This is a genomic window from Alkalicoccus halolimnae (genome assembly GCF_008014775.2).
GTDB lineage: Bacteria > Bacillota > Bacilli > Bacillales > Salisediminibacteriaceae > Alkalicoccus > Alkalicoccus halolimnae.
Genome location: NZ_CP144914.1, coordinates 2,891,470 through 2,907,829 on the forward strand (window position 1 = coordinate 2,891,470; position 16,360 = coordinate 2,907,829).

A 16,360-nucleotide genomic window follows, 5' to 3' on the forward strand; every position below is an offset into this window, starting at 1 on the left:
CGTCCGAAAGGATCTTTCCGCTTTCTTTTTCCGCAGGCGTCTCGAAAAATCGTCTTGGCACCGGCTTTACGGAATGAGAAATATTGTTCATTAAAAACAGAAGTACGTCTCTTTCAGGGCTAAAAAACGAAGCGGAAACCGGCCCGTGGAAGAAGGAGATTGGAAGATCCCGCAGGACACAGGTCCTGCCCGGAAAGCGTCCCCATGGAAACGAAGGCGCACGCTTCTCTACTTTATTTTCAAGGCAGCCTTTTACTAAAGATCTTTTTTTATTTCCCTCACAACATGGGCGAGCTCCGGCAGGATGAGTTTATTCATTGCCAGTTTTACTGCCCCGCTCGAACCAGGCATCGCAAAAACAGCGGTGCCATTTTTCACTCCGGCTGACGCTCTGCTCATGATGGCAGCCGAACCGATATCTTCTGTATAGCTGAGCATGCGGAACAGTTCGCCAAAACCGGTAATTTCCTTATCAAACATCTTTGTTACTGTTTCAATCGTTATATCCCGCTTCGCTATGCCGGTGCCTCCGCTCAATAAAACGGCATCGACCTCCGGATGGTTAAGCCCCTGCTCGACAGCGCGGCGGATCTGGGTTTCTTCATCAGTCACAATTTCATAAGCGGCCGTAACAAAGCTTTTCTCCTCAAGCAGGTCCTTGATCAGCTTTCCACTTTTATCAGTTTCCTTCGTACGGGTATCACTTACAGTAATAATTTTACAGCGGACGACATTAGGTGCTTCCTGTTTATGTTCTGTTACGCTCATGCATAATCCTCCTATTAATTTCGCTTGCTTCCTTTTCTTACTTCATCAAATTCTTCCTGCTGCTCTTCTGAGTTGTTTTCGTTATACTCTCTGTCTGACAGCCAGCCAGCAGCAGTACTATAGAGATCAAACCTGCTTTTTTCAAATTTCCCTTCCTGATCTGGGTATAGATTCCTTCAGCCAGATCCCCACATCCCACGGAACATCTGCTTTTGTTAGGCCTATACCCTTTCACCATAAAGATTTAACAACCGGCTTGTTATTTCAAACTTGTTTTCTTTAATGGCCGGTCCGAAAACGAGAAACTGCCTTCACGACGAAATGTCATGAAGGCAGTATACTGGTTTCTGTCCAGAAAACTTGAAGCTGCTGCTTTACTGTTTCAGGGGTTCCTTATTTTTGAGCGCTTCCGTTATCTGCGCAAGAGTCATACCCAGCTCCAGCCCGACTGCGGCTGCCGCAAGAATATGATAAACGTGATGTCTGCCGGTCAGACTCGTATAGAATTCTGCTTCGGTGCCGTCTTTCTGTTTGACCGTGAACGTCATCCCATCAGCATCGGAACGAATGTCCGCGGCAGATAGATCAACGTCTTCCCTTTCCATGCCGTAATAAACGAGGCGTGCTGCATTTTGCTTATCAGATACAGTCTTGTTTTCCTCATCTTTGTTTAAAAAAACCGTTCCGGTTTCAGGAAGCAACTCCACTATTCCCTCTTTTGTTTTTTGATCAGCGGGCTGAGTATTTTCTTCTCCAGCTGCCGGGACGATAACGAAGCGGCCAAAGATGTCCCGAATTCCGTCTTTCTGCTCTGTACTCATGCCCGCAATAAATATGTCATGTTCCGGTTTCAGCTGTTTATTTATCGTTCGTGCAGTGTCATCAGCACTTTCATTATCGGCAGTCGCGAGCACGTTGTATTCCGCTGAAAGAATCGTCTTCATCCAGTGTTTCACATCCGCTGTTCCTTCGTTTTCTGCAATACCAATCACTTTCAGTTCCGGAGAAGCTTTAATTAAACGTTTCGCGTCATTCCCTGTCCCTGCGATGACACGTTTTTCAATCGGCTGATTGATTTTATTCGTTATTTTCACGACTGTAAATGGAATGGAAGCAAAAACAACGAGCAGCAGAATCGCCAGCTCTATGCTTACGTTCGCCCCGAAAAAGATGGCAAACGAGGCTGCGATCCAGTAGACCACATACGTTGTCCCGAAGAGACGCTGGACGCGGGGCGTATACTCCAGCGGTGTCTCTTCCTTCCGGCGGACAGCCAGATAAATAATAAAAATGACCGCAAAAGTGGCGGTTGCCGCAAGAAGCTGGACGTTTGCTGAATCTGCAAACGCAACGACAATAAGCGGTATGAAATACAGGAGTTCTGCAGGTGTCGAGATGCTTTGTTTGTTTTCTTTCATCCACTCCCTGTAGCGGTTATTCTCATAGGAATGAAGCTGCATCATATGGACACTCCGCCTGATTTCAATCGAAACCGGAAGTATCCACGTAACGAGCAGCAATGTAAAAAGGATAATTGTATTAATCATGAAGATCTCCTTATAATCGTTTTCAAAAATGAAAGCTCTGGTCGTGTTTTTGTTAAAGAGCGCAAGCAGGTTTCCTGACGCCGAAAACATTGAAAAAAAACTTTGCTGAAGTCTGGTGCTGATAAATGTAGAAAACGCAGCTTCGGCCTGCCCTGGAGGAAATTTTCAGGAGGAGCTCCTTAGGGACTTTCCAATCTCCTTCTTCCCCGGGCACGTTTCCACTTCGTTGTGATTTTCAATGACGGCAAGTCCGCTGTTTGAACGACGAATTTATAAAATTGGAAACCATAGCTATGGCAGAGAAGCCTGGGGAAATACTGGTACACCCGGAAATCTCCCCCCGCTTCATCAAAGAAGGTGTCCTGTGCGATCATGTTCGATCGTCGGACACCTATTTTTTGAGCAGTCTGTATAACACTTCTTCCAGAGGTTTCGGATCGGTAACCGACTGAATGGAAGCTTTTAAAATTTCGTCTTTATCGCCGTCCGCCCAGTTTAATGAATACCCGCACGAAGCAGCCAGACAGCGGATAAACTCTCTTGAGGCCCGGCCGTTTCCATCACGGAACGGATGCAGCACGTTTATTTCCGCAAAGTAGTGCGCCAGCTTACGTGCCAGTTTACGCTTGGAAAAACTATGCCACGGCTCGTTTCTTAAAAATACAAATAAAGTCAGAGCACTCGGTTCAATATGCTTTCTTGGAGCAAAAGTAAAACCGTCTTTTGAAATATTTTCTTCTCTCACTTTTCCCGCAAAGGGATACAGATCCTGGAAAATCCAGGCGTGGATACGGCGTAAATGGGCAAAGTCAAAAGTTTCGTCCAGTGGACGCAGTGCCAGTTCCGCAAGCCTTTTGGAAGAAAGCATGGCATCGAAACGCTGCAGCTGCTCCTCGTCCCGGATGTCAAAGTGGTTAATCAGTACATCCGTTCCGGGATAGCAGTATTTTGACTCCCCTGTCCCATATTTACTCATAGCGTGATAGCTCGAGCGCCTGTTGAATAAATGCTTCCTGGCTCATGTTGCCTGCCAGCCGCTCTTTTACGAGTGTCTCCTCTTTTACAGACAAAGTCATCCCTTCCACTGCAAGAGAACCCTTTGCCGATCGAAAAGCGGATTCAATATCCATTCGTTTTGCTGTCACTGCTTCATCGCCTCCGTTTTCTGATCCTGTCTCTATTATACTACATTTTTCACAAGGATTAAAACGCTGACTCTTTCTTTTTCGCGTAGATATGGTGAACAGCAGCATTGATTAAATAAAGCAGAGAAAGGACACCAAAAAAGCCGTTCCAGCCGATAATATAGTAAAAGCTGTAGTCTTTAATGCTTTCCATATGCATATTGGAAGGATCCGTCCATCTGGCTATCCCAAAATGGTAAAAAGCCACTGCAATCAGGAGTGTTCCTGTTACTTGGAGCATAATGTAGAGCGTAGATTTCAGTTTCGTCATTTCAATGCGGTCGGTCAGAATATAAAACAGATAGCCGACAGATGCAAACGTAACAAACATCAGCATAACGAGAGAAATGACAAGCGTTGCCTCATTAATCATAGAAACCCTCCAATTTTGAAAGCTCTTTCTATTATAAACCTTTCCAGTCCCGAAAGAATACCCTCTTCCCTTCTAATTCTATCCATATTAGAATAGACGGAGTGCAAGCAGGAAAGGAGAGAACCGGTATGTCTACACGTATGGCTTATATAATCGTTATGGCCGGAGCTGCGCTCTGGGGAACGACAGGGATCTTCGTTAATGAACTGAATGCTTCCGGCTTTACCCCCTGGGAAGTCGTTGGTATCCGCCTGTCTTTTTCTGCGCTGCTGCTTCTGCTTTTTCTGCTTCTTTTCAAACGTCATCTTCTCTATGTCAAACTGCGTGATCTGCCGTATTTCATCGGCACCGGCATTATCAGTATCGCTTTTTTTAATTATTTCTTTTTTACGGTCATTGATACAGCGACTATTTCACTCGCTGTTGTCCTGCTTTATACCGGACCCGTTTTTGTCGCGGTCATTTCCCGTTTCACTTTTAAAGAAGCCTTTACAAAAAGAAAAGTCGGAGCCCTCATCCTCATGCTTGGAGGCTGTGCTCTGACCGTCGGTCTCATTCCTGCCGGAGCCTTGTCCGTCTCCGGAATGACGATTGTTTTTGGTGTGCTTTCCGGTTTCTTTTATGCTCTGTACAGCATTTTCGGGAAATATGTCAGCGGACGCTACCATACGATGACAATTACGACGTATTCGATGATATTCGGCAGTCTCTTTCTTGTTCCGACAAGCAGACTCTGGGAAAAATCTTCCCTTCTCTTTTCACCTTCCGTTCTTCTTTACGGGCTTGGACTCGCTGCTGTTGCCACTGTTTTTGCGTATATTTTCTACACAGCAGGGCTCCGCTATATTGAATCGGGCAGAGCAGCAATATTGTCCACAGTAGAGCCAGTAGTCGCTATTATTATCGGTATGCTCCTTTACAGCGAAGTGGTCACTCTCTGGCAGGGGGCGGGAATGGCACTCGTCATTGCTTCCGTTCTGTTAACCGTTCAGCGCCAGAAGCGGAACCACCCGATGGCACAGAAGTGGCGCGGGAAAAAAACAGGATAGCAAGCAGAAATAAAAAGACGCTCCGCCTGATCCAGGGAGCGTCTTTTTTGCATATTCATTTATTAAAAACTCTGCGAGTGCAGTTTCCAGATCCGCTGCTGCTCTTCAAACCGGTCACCTGGATTGGAACCCGTTTTTACTGGGACCAAGGCTGCGCAATTTTAAAGCAGACTACCCGCTGTTCTGTCATCTCCTCGATGGCATAGGCAACCCCTTCACGGCCGATTCCGGATTTTTTCACTCCGCCGAACGGCATTTCGTCGACCCGGTAATCACTGCTGTCGTTTACCATGACACCACCGACGTGCAGGTGATGGACCGCGTAGAAAGCGTGGTCGATGTTGGAAGTGAAAATACCTGCCTGCAGGCCGTAGTCCACATCATTGGCGGCCTGCACCGCTTCCTGTATACTTCCTACGGATTCGAGCATCACTACAGGTCCGAATACTTCTTCATAATACAAGCGGCAGCTGTGAGGAACGTCGATAAGCACGGTTGGGTCGTAGTAGGCACCGTTTCGTTTCCCGCCGTGGAGAACCTTCGCTCCAGCATCGACAGCTTCCTGCACCCACTCTTCGATGCGCTCTGCTTCCTGTTCATTGATAAGCGGTCCGACATCCGTCCATTCCGACTGTTTATCACCGACTTCGAGTTCTTTCGTCCTCTCTGCAAATAATTCGGTAAAATCTTCAAAGAGGGCTTCTTCAATAAAGACCCGCTGGACGCCGAGACAGTTCTGGCCTGCAGCTGCAAAGGCTCCGGAAACGGTAGATTTTACAGCATCGTGAAGATCAGCATCTTTCATAACAATGACCGGAGAGTTCGATCCAAGCTCCATGCCAAGCTTTTTCAACCCGGCTTTTTCTGTAATCCTGTTTCCGGCATTAGTTCCCCCGGTAAAAGAAACCATTTTCACTTCCGGGTGGGAAACAAGCGCGTCACCCAGCTCCCTTCCTGAGCCTGTCACTACGGAAAGAAATCCGCGCGGCACTCCTGCCTGATCAAACGCTTCTGCGAGCATCAGCGCACTGAGAGGAGTAACAGAAGCTGGTTTCAAAACGACCGGATTTCCTGCAGCAAGAGCAGGGCCGACTTTATGAGCGACGAGGTTGAGCGGATCATTAAACGGCGTGATTGCTGCCACAACTCCAATTGGGAACCGGAAATAGTAGCCCGTTCGGTTTTCGCTTCCTTCCCGCTGATCAAAATTGATCGTCTCGCCCTTAATACGTCTCGCTTCTTCGGCACTGATACGAAGCGTCTGAACCGTGCGGCTTACTTCTCCGCGCGCTTCCGTAATCGTTTTCGATCCTTCTCTTGCAATCGTATACGCATAGCGCTCATGATACTCTTCTATATAGTCTGCAGCCCTCTGCAGGACATTAATTCGCTCATGTGTCGGCCAGGAGGAAATGGAACGGAAGGCTTCCGCTGCCTGGGTAATCACGTTTTCAACAAATTCCGCTGATGCTTTCGGCACCCGGGCAATCATTTCATTACTCTGCGGGTCAAATACGTCAAACGTTTTCGTTCCGCTGACCCAGTCCCCCAACACGTACATTTTTGCTGAAAGCACCTTCGTCTGCATGCTCCAACACCACCTCTCTTTAAATTACTGTCTTACAGCTGTCCGCTGGCGCTCGAAATGAATAAGGTCGATCAGGAGGGAAAAGCCTGTTTCTTTTAAACCGGCCCCTGCCCCCGTCAACAGAATAGGCCCTGCAAGATCACAGTCAAACAAAATAGCATTTGTTGCACCTGGAACTGTGGCCAGCTGATTGGAGACATCCAGTTCCTCCGGCTTCACTACAGCTTCCACTCCGGTTTCCGTGCGCGTTATTTTTGCGACAAGACGGATTCTTTTACCTCGTTCGATGGCATCCGTCAGCATGTCCTGCGTAATCTGAGTAATTCCTGTACAGGCAACATCCGATGCTTGTAAAGGAGAGTTCATGACGACATTCGACAAAATAACTGCTTTATAACGGGCATCGTATCCTTCCACATCACTCGTTGGATCCGCTTCCGCATAGCCGTGAGCCTGTGCCTGTGAAAGTGCTTCCTCATAGGAAAGCCCTTTTTCCATCTCGGTGAGCATATAGTTTGTTGTACCGTTAAGGATGCCGGTAATCTGTTCGATTGAATTACCGCGGAGTGTCTCCAGAGGCAGCCTTAATGCCGGGGTGCCGCTCATAACCGTTCCTTCAAACCCCCAGAACGCTCCGTTTTCTTCAGCCATTTTGGAAAGTTCCTGATAACTTACAGCTACCGGTCCTTTATTTGTCGTAATCACACTTTTTCCTGCCTGAAAAGCAGCCTTGCAGTGATCGACCGCCGGCTGGCCGGTTTTCACATCCGTAAAGGTGACTTCCACAATCATATCAGCATTGGTTTCTTTTATCGTTTCCAGGCTGTCGAGTCCGAATACTGTTCTCGCAGTACCTTTATATTCATCAAGCGGTTTTTTTTCACGTGTAAGCTGAAGCAGCTGATCCGCATCAAGGCCTTCCGGGTCATACACGGATCCTTTCATGACATCGGCAACCGCGACTACGATCGTTTCCAGTCCTTCTTCCTGCTTCAGTTTCTCTTTTTTATCCTGAAGAATCTGCAGAAGTCCCTGGCCGACACCTCCAAATCCTATAAAAGCGAGTTTTACTGCCATTATAAACGCCTCCTTCTTTATTCGGCCCGGTTAAAATCCATTGGTAAAACAGCAGGGGAGCTGAGCACCGTTCTGACTGGCAACTAGGAAGACGGGAGCGGCTCCAGGCGTCAATCTATCACTCTCAGATACCCAAGCCCCGGATTTCGTCTTTTACTCATCTGCTCTGCCCTGTGTTTTTACGTTTTTCGTTCAGGCGTTTGTATACAGCTCTTTCGGGAGTGCATGAAATGCCTGCTCCAGGTCCCCGATAAGATCTTCAATATCTTCAATACCGGCAGAATAACGGATCAGGCCTTCCGGGATCCCCATTGCAGCCCGCTCTTCCGGCGTACATTCCACGTGGCTTGTCGTCCTGGAAGGTCCGACGATCGTTTCCACAGCTCCGAGGTTTGCAGCTCTGTTGGCAAACTGAAGCTTCGGAAGCAGGTGGCGCACGGTATCCACTCCTCCTTTGACAGAAAAGCTGAGCATTCCTCCGAATCCGCTCATCTGCTCTTTCGCAATATCATGATGGGTATGCGTTTCGAGTCCTGGATAGAAAACATCATCTACCCAGTCCACTGTCTGCAGGTATTCCGCAACTTTCATCGCGTTGTCGTTCTGGCGTTCAATACGCAGACTCAGTGTTTTCATTCCGCGGAGCAGAAGATACGCAGCCATTGGATCGAGCGTCGCCCCGTTAATCTCACGGTAGTGGTAAACCGGCTCAACCAGCTCTTTTGCCCCTACGAGAGCACCGCCCAGTGCATCGGCATGGCCTCCGAGGAATTTTGTTGCACTGTGGATAACAAGATCCGCTCCCAAATCCAGTGGATTCTGGTTGATCGGTGTCGCAAACGTATTGTCGACGATCACAATCGCTCCGACAGCTTTTCCTGCTTTTGCCATCCGCTCGATGTCTGTAATTTTCACTGTCGGATTCGTCGGTGTTTCCAAATAAAGCACTTTACAGCCTTTTGCTACTTCTGCTTCAATGGCTTCATGGTCGCCGGTATCACAAAGGCAGACTTCCACATTCTGCTTCGGAAGAAACTCTGTGAAAATTTTGTTCGTCCCGCCATACGTATCTTTTATCGAAACGACCCGGTCTCCAGGGAAAAGGTACGTGCCAAGCGTATTGCTGATGGCTGCCATTCCTGTAGAGAAACTTGTCGCGTGCTCCGCTTTTTCAAGAATACGGATTTTTTCTTCAAACGCTTCGACCGTCGGGTTCGTGTTCCGCCCGTAAATATGGCCCTTTTTGTTCCCTATGGCCACTTCGTACCACTCATCCATATCCTCGTAGCCGAAAGAAACACTGTGCACTACCGGCACCTGTGTTGCTCCAAATGCCAATGAATCTTTTTCGCCTGCCCAGATTGCTTTCGTTCCCATGTTCGTTTTCTTCATAAAATGACCTCCTTTAAATTGGTTGTAACTATTAAGATATTTCGCCGCCGTGCTGATTCAGCAGGAATGGATGCTGGACAATCAGCTCCCGCGGATACTTGGAAAATGTTTTGCATCCGGTTTCGGTAATCCGGAGCGTTTCGCTTATCTCAATGCCGTACTGGTCGAACCAGAGAGCAGGAATCAGATGAAACGTCATATTAGGCTCCAGTACCGTCTGGTCATCCCGGCGGATGCTTGCAGTATGCTCTCCCCAGTCCGGCGGATAGCCGAGACCAACCGAATAGCCGAGCCGGGCTTCTTTTTCGATGCCATACTTGCTGATCGTCGTACGCCACGCTTCTTCCATATCCCCGCAGGTCGCTCCAGGTTTCGCCCGGTCCAGAACTGCGGCAATTCCTTCCTGAACAATTGGAGTCAGCTGATGCAGGCGCTCATCCGGATTGCCGATCGTTACCGTTCTGGCCAGCGGTACGTGGTAACGGTTATAGCAGCCGGCAAGCTCAATAATCGTCGAATCCCCGTCTTCAAAAGGACGGTCTGTCCATGTCAGATGCGGGATTCCTGTATTTTTACCAGAAGGAAGCAGAGGAACGATGGAGGAATAATCTCCGCCGAATTCTTCTGTACCACTGATGAGGTTGTAATAGATGTGTGCTGCAGCATCGCATTCCCTGCTACCGATACGGATATTTTCAATACCGTGGTGCATCGCCTGATCACCGAGGACGGCTGCCTTTTTCATATATTCAATTTCCTGATCTGATTTAACAATTCTCACTGCATTAACGATCAGGTCGCCGTCTTTAAAAACAGCATTAGGAAGTGCCTGCTGCAGTTTCACATACGCTCTTGCCGAGAAGTAGTAGCTGTCCATTTCCACGCCGATGTTCCGGTTTCCCTGCCCTATCTGCGTCAGTATTTCTCCAATGAATGTCATTGGATGATACACTTTTGAATGAACATAATAGTCGGGATAAGGAATGATATTATCATCGTAGATCCAGGTTTTCAGGCGTGCCCCACTCGCATCAAGATAACGACCAATCCAAAGTGGCTGTGGTTCGTCGATAATGATCACTACCATCTGGTGGACATAAAAGGACCAAGCGTCATACCCCGTAAGATAATTCATATTGGCCGGGTCTGTAATCAGCAGAACCTCTATATCGTTTTCCATCATGCGGTGTTTCGTTTTCTGCAGTCTCTCCTGATATTCCTGAATATCAAAAGGCAGCATCGCCATCACCCTCTTCCCTTTTCTGAATGTTTAAACTGTTCTTACTTTTAATCATAACCGGTCTTCCTTCAAGTTATGATGTACAATCTGTATGAACGTTTGTCTCTTTTGTTTGTACAGTTTGCATGATAGGAAATAATCAGGTTAACACCAGGCGTTATCGGGTAGAGAAAATGTTGTTTCCAGTAGGGATCCGCTGCTAAAGTACATACGAAAAGCGGCCGCATTTTTTGCGGCCGCTGACAGGCTGTTTATAAAGTGTTTTTTATGTAAAGGTGGACGGTTCACTGCTTCCGACTGCGAGTTGGAAGAATTGGATCTTCGGCTCATCCTTGAGATGGAGTGCAGTCAGAAGATCCTTTTCCATGTCCGTGAAAAAAACAGCTGAAGACCAGCCCTCAGAAAAAGTCTCCGTCTGAAACGAAGAGCATATCCATTATCCGGTTTGTACAGAATGGACATCTAATAGGATAAGCATTCAATTATCAGCAGCGCTTTAACTGTTTTCCATATCTTTCATCTTCCAGAGACGGATCGTCAGTTCAAGCAGAAAAACATCGTCAGCATCGATCAGTGACAGTTTTGTCAGAGATTCAATGTTGCGGAGCCGGTAAAGCAGTGACTGCCGGTGAAGATGAAGCGCCCGGGCCGTCTGACTGACATTGCCGTTGTATTTGTTATAGGTTGTAAATGTTTCAATTAAATCGGTCTGCCGTTTTTTATCATATTCCGCCAGAGGCTCTACCGTATCACGGACGATCTGGTCAATACTCGCATTTTCTGAAACGGCAAGAAGCAGCCTGTTAATTCTCGTATCCTTGTAAAAGGTCCGTCCTCCGGGGCCATGCTGCTTCATACCGATATCAAGTGCAGATTTTGCTTCCCTGTAACTGTCATGAAACGCTGTTGGTTCACTCCGCTTGGAGGCAATTCCCCAGGAGAGTTCGATCCCTGTCAGCATTTCATTGAGGCGGCGGTCCACCGAATCCAGAAACTGATTTGCCGTTTCCGTATAAAGCTGATGATCTGCTTCCAGAAAAATAATTACTTCATTCTCATCAAACGTCGTCATCGCTCTTTTATTAAGAAATCTGGCGGCGTTTGTAATTTCTTTCTGAATATAATAGTTTACGTTCTGCAGAGAGGACGTCGGCGGATTGTCGGATTGAAAAGCCGGGAAAACGCTCCTTCTGCCACGCGAATGGATTTCTCCGACGATGCATACATAAGGAAGTGATAAATCGTAGCCGAGCAGCTCCGCTTTTGAACGAAGCACATATTCCTCTTCCCCGCTCTGCTTAGCAAGCTTCAGAATAAAATTATCTTTTAAACGGATTTCCGTCATTTCGACCGCATTTTCTTTTACAAAAAACAGGGCACAGGCGGTGACGGCATGTTCCAGCACATTCATTGTAAACCAGTTTATCTGCTGCTGGGGATTGGGTCGGAACCAGAGGTAGCCCTGCTTGCGGTGATTTGTATTTACGAGAATCCTCCCCCATCGTTCTCCAAGAATGTCAAAGACATAAATATGAGGATGCAGCCGGTGAGAGCTGAATTCTTCTCCTAAAAACTGCTCTGATTCATATTTCTTCGGCTCCGTCATTTCCTTATTTTCCACCGCTTCGAGAATTTCTTTCCCCGTATGATAAAAAGCCCGCATCCTGCCATCGTATTCTGTAATGATGGAAGGCATGCCGAGATGCCTGTGAAGAGCTTCGGATATTTCCTGAATATCGCCTTCGTGAAGCACTTTATTAATGAACTCCTGACGGATCTCTTCTGTTACCTGTCTTTCGTCGCGTTTACCCCGGTTAATCTCTTCCAGTACAGTTGAGATAATATCTCCGGCACGGACTGCCCAGGGGATTTCAACAATAATAAAATGATGCTCTTCCGCAAGCTTTGTCACCCGGTCCGGAATATCAAAAATATGTCTGCCCGTTGCTATACCGAGCATCGAAGCTCCTGAATTAATGACGTCCTGGACAAACTGTTCAAGCAGGTTGACATCCCCTTTGCACCCAATGCCGGTCGTCAGTACAAATTCCCGCTCCCTCACAAAATTTTCTACAGGCATTTCAATGATAGAAACCCACTCCACTTCTGTGGAATGCAGCACTTTTTCCCCGGCGCGGACTACTGCCGACGCAAATACGGGTGTATTCATAATCTGCGACGCATACACTCCCATACCCCTCACCTCAAGCTTTTCTATATTCTTCTATTATTTTCTCACGCAAGTCAAGAAGCTGGCAACTTATCCGTATCATGGAAAAACACGGTGAATTTCATTTGTTCTGCAAAAAGTTTGCATTTGCCCTTTTAATATGGAGTGAATATGTTATAGTAATATTCTCACAATTTTTGCACTTCAACGTTTTAAAGGAGGAAGGACAAGCTATGACTACCCCGCACCAGCCAAGAGAACAGTGGGGATCGCGCCTCGGCTTTATGCTCGCGGCCCTCGGATCCGCTGTCGGTCTTGGTAACATCTGGCGCTTTTCCTACGTCGCCGGTGAAAGTGGAGGCGCAGCGTTTTTATTCATTTATTTATTATGTATTATTGCCATCGGCCTGCCAATCCTTATGGCAGAATTTACGATCGGGCGCCGGGCCCAGTCGGACGTAGTTGGTTCGTTTCAATCACTAGCCCCCGGCAAACCGTGGATTCTCGCCGGTTTTCTCGGCGTTGCATCCGGTTTTATTATTCTATCGTTCTACGGCGTTGTTGCCGGATGGTCGATCTATTACTTTTTACAGTACGTAATGGGTGGTCCTCCAGTAAGCGGGGAAGGCGGATCGGCAGATTTCTTTATTAACTTCCATACTAGTCCGTTTTTCCCGTTATTATGGCAGTTTCTTTTTATGGCCATTACTGTCGGGATCGTGTATGCCGGAGTCAAAAAAGGAATTGAGAAGTCAAACAAAATTCTCATGCCGCTGCTTGCGGTGCTCGTTCTGATCCTGGCAGGTTACAGCATGACGCTTTCCGGAGCCGGAGAAGCATTTAACTTCCTCTTCGCCCCGGATTGGAGTGCTCTCACAGATCCATCTGTCTACCTTGCCGCACTGAGTCAGGCTTTCTTCTCGCTCAGCCTCGGTATGGGGGCTCTGATCACGTACGGAAGCTACCTTTCCAAAGAGGAAAAGCTTCCCGGGGCAGCTGTTGGCGTAGCCTCAATGGATTCGCTGTTTGCGATTGTTGCCGGTCTTATGATATTTCCCGCTGTTTTCACATTCGGGATTGCGCCTGATTCTGGACCGGGCCTTGTATTTATTACGCTTCCGGATATTTTTGACAGCATGGGATTCGGAGTTGCTTACGGACTGATCTTTTTCTTTCTTTTGTCTGCAGCAGCCGTGTCATCCGGAGTATCACTTCTGGAAGTCGCTGTTGCTTACTTTATGAGAAGAATGGGCTGGACGCGTCAGAAGACGGCAATCTTTATCGGTTCAATCATTTTCTTACTCGGTATTCCGTCCTCCCTCGGTCTCGGTGTCTGGTCGAACGTTTCAATTTTCGGAGAGAGGGACATCTTTGATTCCATGGACTTCCTCGCCTCCTACATTTTCCTGCCGGTAGGCGGACTGTTTATCGCCCTCTTTATCGGCTGGGGATGGAAAAAAGCCGATGCCCTGGAAGCTTCCAACTTCGGTGATACGGTTATCGGAAATATCTGGCTGTGGATTCTGCGTATTTTTGCTCCCCTCGCTATTCTGGCCGTGTTCCTTTACTCTACAGGTATTATTACTCTGTAATAACGGTCACCCGCAAAAGGAGCATCTTTTGATAAACAAATATTTTCCAAAACCGAGGCTGTCTCTTTTAATTTAGAGGCAGCCTTCGTTTGTAAAAAACTTCTTAATTTATGAATCTGATTTTTACGTGCTTCTTATTATCAACATTCGTCTTCTTCTTTCCTGCGCTCTCTGACGGAGGCTTTCCGAGGGGCTTGTCTTCAGCTATTTTTGTAGAAGTTCTACTTCTTCAAAAGGGATCTTCCGACTTCACTCAATCCCTCCGGTGTCCCCGCCGTTCGCTCCAAAAAGAAGAATAAAGGTCACAGGTTTATTTAGAAGTATTTCAATAAAGAGAAACTGACTGCAGTTTCTCTTAAAAGAGCTGCTGACTAAGTCTTCTACTGAATGAAAGTCGGCTGCAGAAGCCAGAGATGGCGACTCCGAGAGGGTTAAGGACGAGACGAAGATCCATTTCTTACGACCCGAGGGTGGAAGAAATTAGCTGAGTCCGTCCCCATCGGAAAGCCTCCATCAGCAGGCGGAAGCAGCCGCACTGCATATTTTCGTGGACTCAGCGGTTTATTCAAACAGGTGGACGGTGAACGTGCCGGCTTCCCGGCCGTTATAAGCGAGCTTCAGTTCATCGCCGTCGGATACCGGCCCAACGCCTTCCGGAGTCCCGGTAAATAGAAGATCCCCTCTGCCAAGTCCTAAATTTCTCCCGGCATAGGCAGCCAGTTCTTTAAGTGAAAACATCATATCTTTTGGACTGCCCTGCTGTTTCAGCTCCCCGTTCTGATGGAGGGTAAATTCGGTGTCCTCCCATTTTCCAGGTTCAAAGGAATAAAACGGTCCCACCGCTGCAGACTGGGGAAAACCTTTTGCTGTCAGCCATGGGTAGCGGAGTCCTTTCAGCTTTTCCTGTTCTTCACGGAGCGTGAAATCGATACCGCATGCTACCCCGTCAATCAAATCGTTCAGGTCGGCCCCTTCAAACCATTCCGCTTTGAAACGGACGACAAGTTCTGCTTCATAATGCACAGATCCTCTATTCCCCGGAAAATGGAGAGTCCTTTGAGCCCCATGGGCGAGTGCATGAGTCGGCTTTGAAAAAAGCATCGGTTCATCCGGCACTTTATCTCCCAGTTCTGCAGCATGTTTTTGATAGTTGCGTCCTACGCAGTAAATATTTTTAACGTCCATTTTATCAGCTCCTCTTCTGTAGATCATACTCCATATAATCCGCTGTTTTTATCATCGTTTCTTCGCCGTAAAGCCGTGCAACAATATGAAGGGAAAGTTCAATACCTGCTGAAATTCCAGCTGCCGTGAGCACTTCCCCTTCGTCCACGAACTTCACATTTCTTTGGACATTCACCTGAGGATAGGCTTCCTTCAGTTTATCGAGACTGCCCTTATGCGTCGTCGCCTTTTTCCCTTCCAGAAGACCGGCTTCAGCGAGTAAAAAAGCACCGGTGCAGACAGAGGCAAGTATCTCCGTTTCTTTATGCTGCTGTTTAATGTAGGAGATTACATCCTGCTTATGTAATTCGTTTTCCGTCGCCCCTCTTCCTCCCGGTATAATCAGCAGATCCAGCTGCGGTGCTGCCTGGATCGTTTTCTCTGTTTCCACGCGGAGCCCGTTCGCGGCAGAAATTAATCCCCCGTTCTGAGAAAGGGTAATTACTTCAAACGGCTTCGTCCCGTCTTCCAGCTGCGTTGTAGAAAACACTTCATACGGACCGGCAAAATCAAGAACTTCAACATCATCAAAAAGATAGATTCCCACTTTTTTCCTGCTCAACTTTATTCCTCCTGGATAAAGAAGTCCGCTCTCAAAAAGAGCGGCTTCTTTGTTTTATTCGTTTCCTGTTTCTTTGTCAATATAGCCATCTGTCTTCTTAATTTCTTCCAGCACCGGCTTCTTGTCTTCTTCCTCGACGAAAAACTGGAGTATATAATCCGGAGAGGCTTTTCCATCCTTTGTTAACGTATCCTTCAGTTCTTTTAAAGAAGCAAACATACCCGGATGTCCGGACTGTGCTGCTCCTATATTTCCTGCCGGTATAAGCACTGTGTCCCTCTCTTCATTTTCGGGAATTTTTTCTACCCTGACCTCTGTTACTTTATATTTTTGAATGCTCGTTGCCGCATCCTGGGCTCCGTTTTCAGAATTATAAAACACTTCGATTCTTTTACTCATCTGCATCGCTCCTTTTCATAGGATTTATGTAAATGTTTTCCCTTCCCAGAGATCTGTTAAACAAATAGCTGTGTTAAAGTATTTGGCACTTACGCAAGTTTCGGGAAAACAAACTATATTTGGTAAAAAGCTAATTTCACCCTTAAAACTTCTATCGTTTAAGCCCGGTTCTGTAGTGGACATGGGGCGACTCCG

Annotated in this window: 15 protein-coding genes; 2 read left to right on the forward strand and 13 right to left on the reverse strand. The window is 47.2% G+C overall.

The genetic code is table 11. The annotated features are described in order from the left end of the window. Positions 1–255: 255 nt before the first annotated feature. From FTX54_RS13310 to FTX54_RS13330, 5 genes are all read right to left on the reverse strand, one after another. Positions 256–768, reverse strand: a complete 513-nt coding sequence (locus tag FTX54_RS13310) for a MogA/MoaB family molybdenum cofactor biosynthesis protein (protein ID WP_147804502.1) — start codon at positions 766–768, stop codon at positions 256–258. 374 nt (positions 769–1,142) lie between these two features. Then, the gene (locus FTX54_RS13315; protein WP_187254617.1) at positions 1,143–2,315 is read right to left on the reverse strand and encodes a Mur ligase family protein; all 1,173 of its coding nucleotides are present in this window, start codon (positions 2,313–2,315) and stop codon (positions 1,143–1,145) included. A 391-nt stretch (positions 2,316–2,706) separates the two neighbouring features. Continuing rightward, on the reverse strand, positions 2,707–3,291 hold the full coding sequence (locus FTX54_RS13320; protein WP_147804500.1) for a Fic/DOC family protein: 585 nt from the start codon (positions 3,289–3,291) through the stop codon (positions 2,707–2,709). Further along, positions 3,284–3,460 carry a hypothetical protein gene (locus FTX54_RS13325; protein WP_187254619.1) on the reverse strand — a complete coding sequence of 59 codons (177 nt, stop codon included), beginning with the start codon at positions 3,458–3,460 and terminating at the stop codon, positions 3,284–3,286. Before FTX54_RS13325 ends, FTX54_RS13320 begins: the two co-directional genes overlap by 8 nt. A gap of 58 nt (positions 3,461–3,518) precedes the next feature. After that, positions 3,519–3,872: a hypothetical protein gene (locus FTX54_RS13330; protein WP_147804499.1), complete on the reverse strand. Its 354-nt coding sequence runs from the start codon at positions 3,870–3,872 to the stop codon at positions 3,519–3,521. Positions 3,873–4,000: 128 nt separating this feature from the next. Between FTX54_RS13330 and FTX54_RS13335 the strand changes: the two genes are divergently transcribed. Further along, complete coding sequence (locus FTX54_RS13335) at positions 4,001–4,921, forward strand: DMT family transporter (RefSeq protein ID WP_147804498.1); 921 nt, start codon at positions 4,001–4,003, stop codon at positions 4,919–4,921. 136 nt (positions 4,922–5,057) lie between these two features. Here the strand turns inward: FTX54_RS13335 and FTX54_RS13340 are convergent, their stop codons facing one another. The 5 genes from FTX54_RS13340 to FTX54_RS13360 form a co-directional block, all read right to left on the reverse strand. Beyond that, entirely contained in the window at positions 5,058–6,509 is a 1,452-nt protein-coding gene (locus FTX54_RS13340; protein ID WP_147804497.1) for an aldehyde dehydrogenase family protein, read from the reverse strand. Between the two features lie 24 nt (positions 6,510–6,533). Continuing rightward, positions 6,534–7,586, reverse strand: coding sequence for a homoserine dehydrogenase (locus tag FTX54_RS13345; protein ID WP_147804496.1), 1,053 nt, complete (start codon positions 7,584–7,586; stop codon positions 6,534–6,536). Positions 7,587–7,778: 192 nt separating this feature from the next. After that, on the reverse strand, positions 7,779–8,978 hold the full coding sequence (locus FTX54_RS13350; RefSeq protein WP_147804495.1) for a cystathionine gamma-synthase family protein: 1,200 nt from the start codon (positions 8,976–8,978) through the stop codon (positions 7,779–7,781). A 31-nt stretch (positions 8,979–9,009) separates the two neighbouring features. Then, positions 9,010–10,218: a M24 family metallopeptidase gene (locus tag FTX54_RS13355; RefSeq protein WP_147804511.1), complete on the reverse strand. Its 1,209-nt coding sequence runs from the start codon at positions 10,216–10,218 to the stop codon at positions 9,010–9,012. A gap of 496 nt (positions 10,219–10,714) precedes the next feature. After that, positions 10,715–12,412: a PucR family transcriptional regulator gene (locus FTX54_RS13360; protein WP_147804494.1), complete on the reverse strand. Its 1,698-nt coding sequence runs from the start codon at positions 12,410–12,412 to the stop codon at positions 10,715–10,717. Positions 12,413–12,621: 209 nt separating this feature from the next. Between FTX54_RS13360 and FTX54_RS13365 the strand changes: the two genes are divergently transcribed. Then, positions 12,622–13,980, forward strand: a complete 1,359-nt coding sequence (locus tag FTX54_RS13365) for a sodium-dependent transporter (protein ID WP_147804493.1) — start codon at positions 12,622–12,624, stop codon at positions 13,978–13,980. A 561-nt stretch (positions 13,981–14,541) separates the two neighbouring features. Here FTX54_RS13365 and FTX54_RS13370 read toward each other — a convergent pair. Genes FTX54_RS13370 through FTX54_RS13380 form a run of 3 tightly spaced genes read right to left on the reverse strand, consistent with a single transcriptional unit; the run spans position 14,542 to position 16,165 of the window. Beyond that, positions 14,542–15,165: a fumarylacetoacetate hydrolase family protein gene (locus FTX54_RS13370; RefSeq protein ID WP_147804492.1), complete on the reverse strand. Its 624-nt coding sequence runs from the start codon at positions 15,163–15,165 to the stop codon at positions 14,542–14,544. 4 nt (positions 15,166–15,169) lie between these two features. After that, the gene (locus FTX54_RS13375; protein ID WP_187254616.1) at positions 15,170–15,766 is read right to left on the reverse strand and encodes a DJ-1/PfpI family protein; all 597 of its coding nucleotides are present in this window, start codon (positions 15,764–15,766) and stop codon (positions 15,170–15,172) included. A gap of 54 nt (positions 15,767–15,820) precedes the next feature. Beyond that, entirely contained in the window at positions 15,821–16,165 is a 345-nt protein-coding gene (locus FTX54_RS13380; protein ID WP_147804490.1) for a hypothetical protein, read from the reverse strand. Between the last annotated feature and the right edge of the window lie 195 nt (positions 16,166–16,360).

Coding starts and splice junctions, on each gene's coding strand:
- FTX54_RS13310 (WP_147804502.1), bottom strand. CDS start 768: ATGAGCGTAACAGAACATAAACAGGAAGCACCTAATGTCGTCCGCTGT.
- FTX54_RS13315 (WP_187254617.1), bottom strand. CDS start 2,315: ATGATTAATACAATTATCCTTTTTACATTGCTGCTCGTTACGTGGATA.
- FTX54_RS13320 (WP_147804500.1), bottom strand. CDS start 3,291: ATGAGTAAATATGGGACAGGGGAGTCAAAATACTGCTATCCCGGAACG.
- FTX54_RS13330 (WP_147804499.1), bottom strand. CDS start 3,872: ATGATTAATGAGGCAACGCTTGTCATTTCTCTCGTTATGCTGATGTTT.
- FTX54_RS13335 (WP_147804498.1), top strand. CDS start 4,001: ATGTCTACACGTATGGCTTATATAATCGTTATGGCCGGAGCTGCGCTC.
- FTX54_RS13340 (WP_147804497.1), bottom strand. CDS start 6,509: ATGCAGACGAAGGTGCTTTCAGCAAAAATGTACGTGTTGGGGGACTGG.
- FTX54_RS13345 (WP_147804496.1), bottom strand. CDS start 7,586: ATGGCAGTAAAACTCGCTTTTATAGGATTTGGAGGTGTCGGCCAGGGA.
- FTX54_RS13350 (WP_147804495.1), bottom strand. CDS start 8,978: ATGAAGAAAACGAACATGGGAACGAAAGCAATCTGGGCAGGCGAAAAA.
- FTX54_RS13355 (WP_147804511.1), bottom strand. CDS start 10,218: ATGCTGCCTTTTGATATTCAGGAATATCAGGAGAGACTGCAGAAAACG.
- FTX54_RS13360 (WP_147804494.1), bottom strand. CDS start 12,412: ATGGGAGTGTATGCGTCGCAGATTATGAATACACCCGTATTTGCGTCG.
- FTX54_RS13365 (WP_147804493.1), top strand. CDS start 12,622: ATGACTACCCCGCACCAGCCAAGAGAACAGTGGGGATCGCGCCTCGGC.
- FTX54_RS13370 (WP_147804492.1), bottom strand. CDS start 15,165: ATGGACGTTAAAAATATTTACTGCGTAGGACGCAACTATCAAAAACAT.
- FTX54_RS13380 (WP_147804490.1), bottom strand. CDS start 16,165: ATGAGTAAAAGAATCGAAGTGTTTTATAATTCTGAAAACGGAGCCCAG.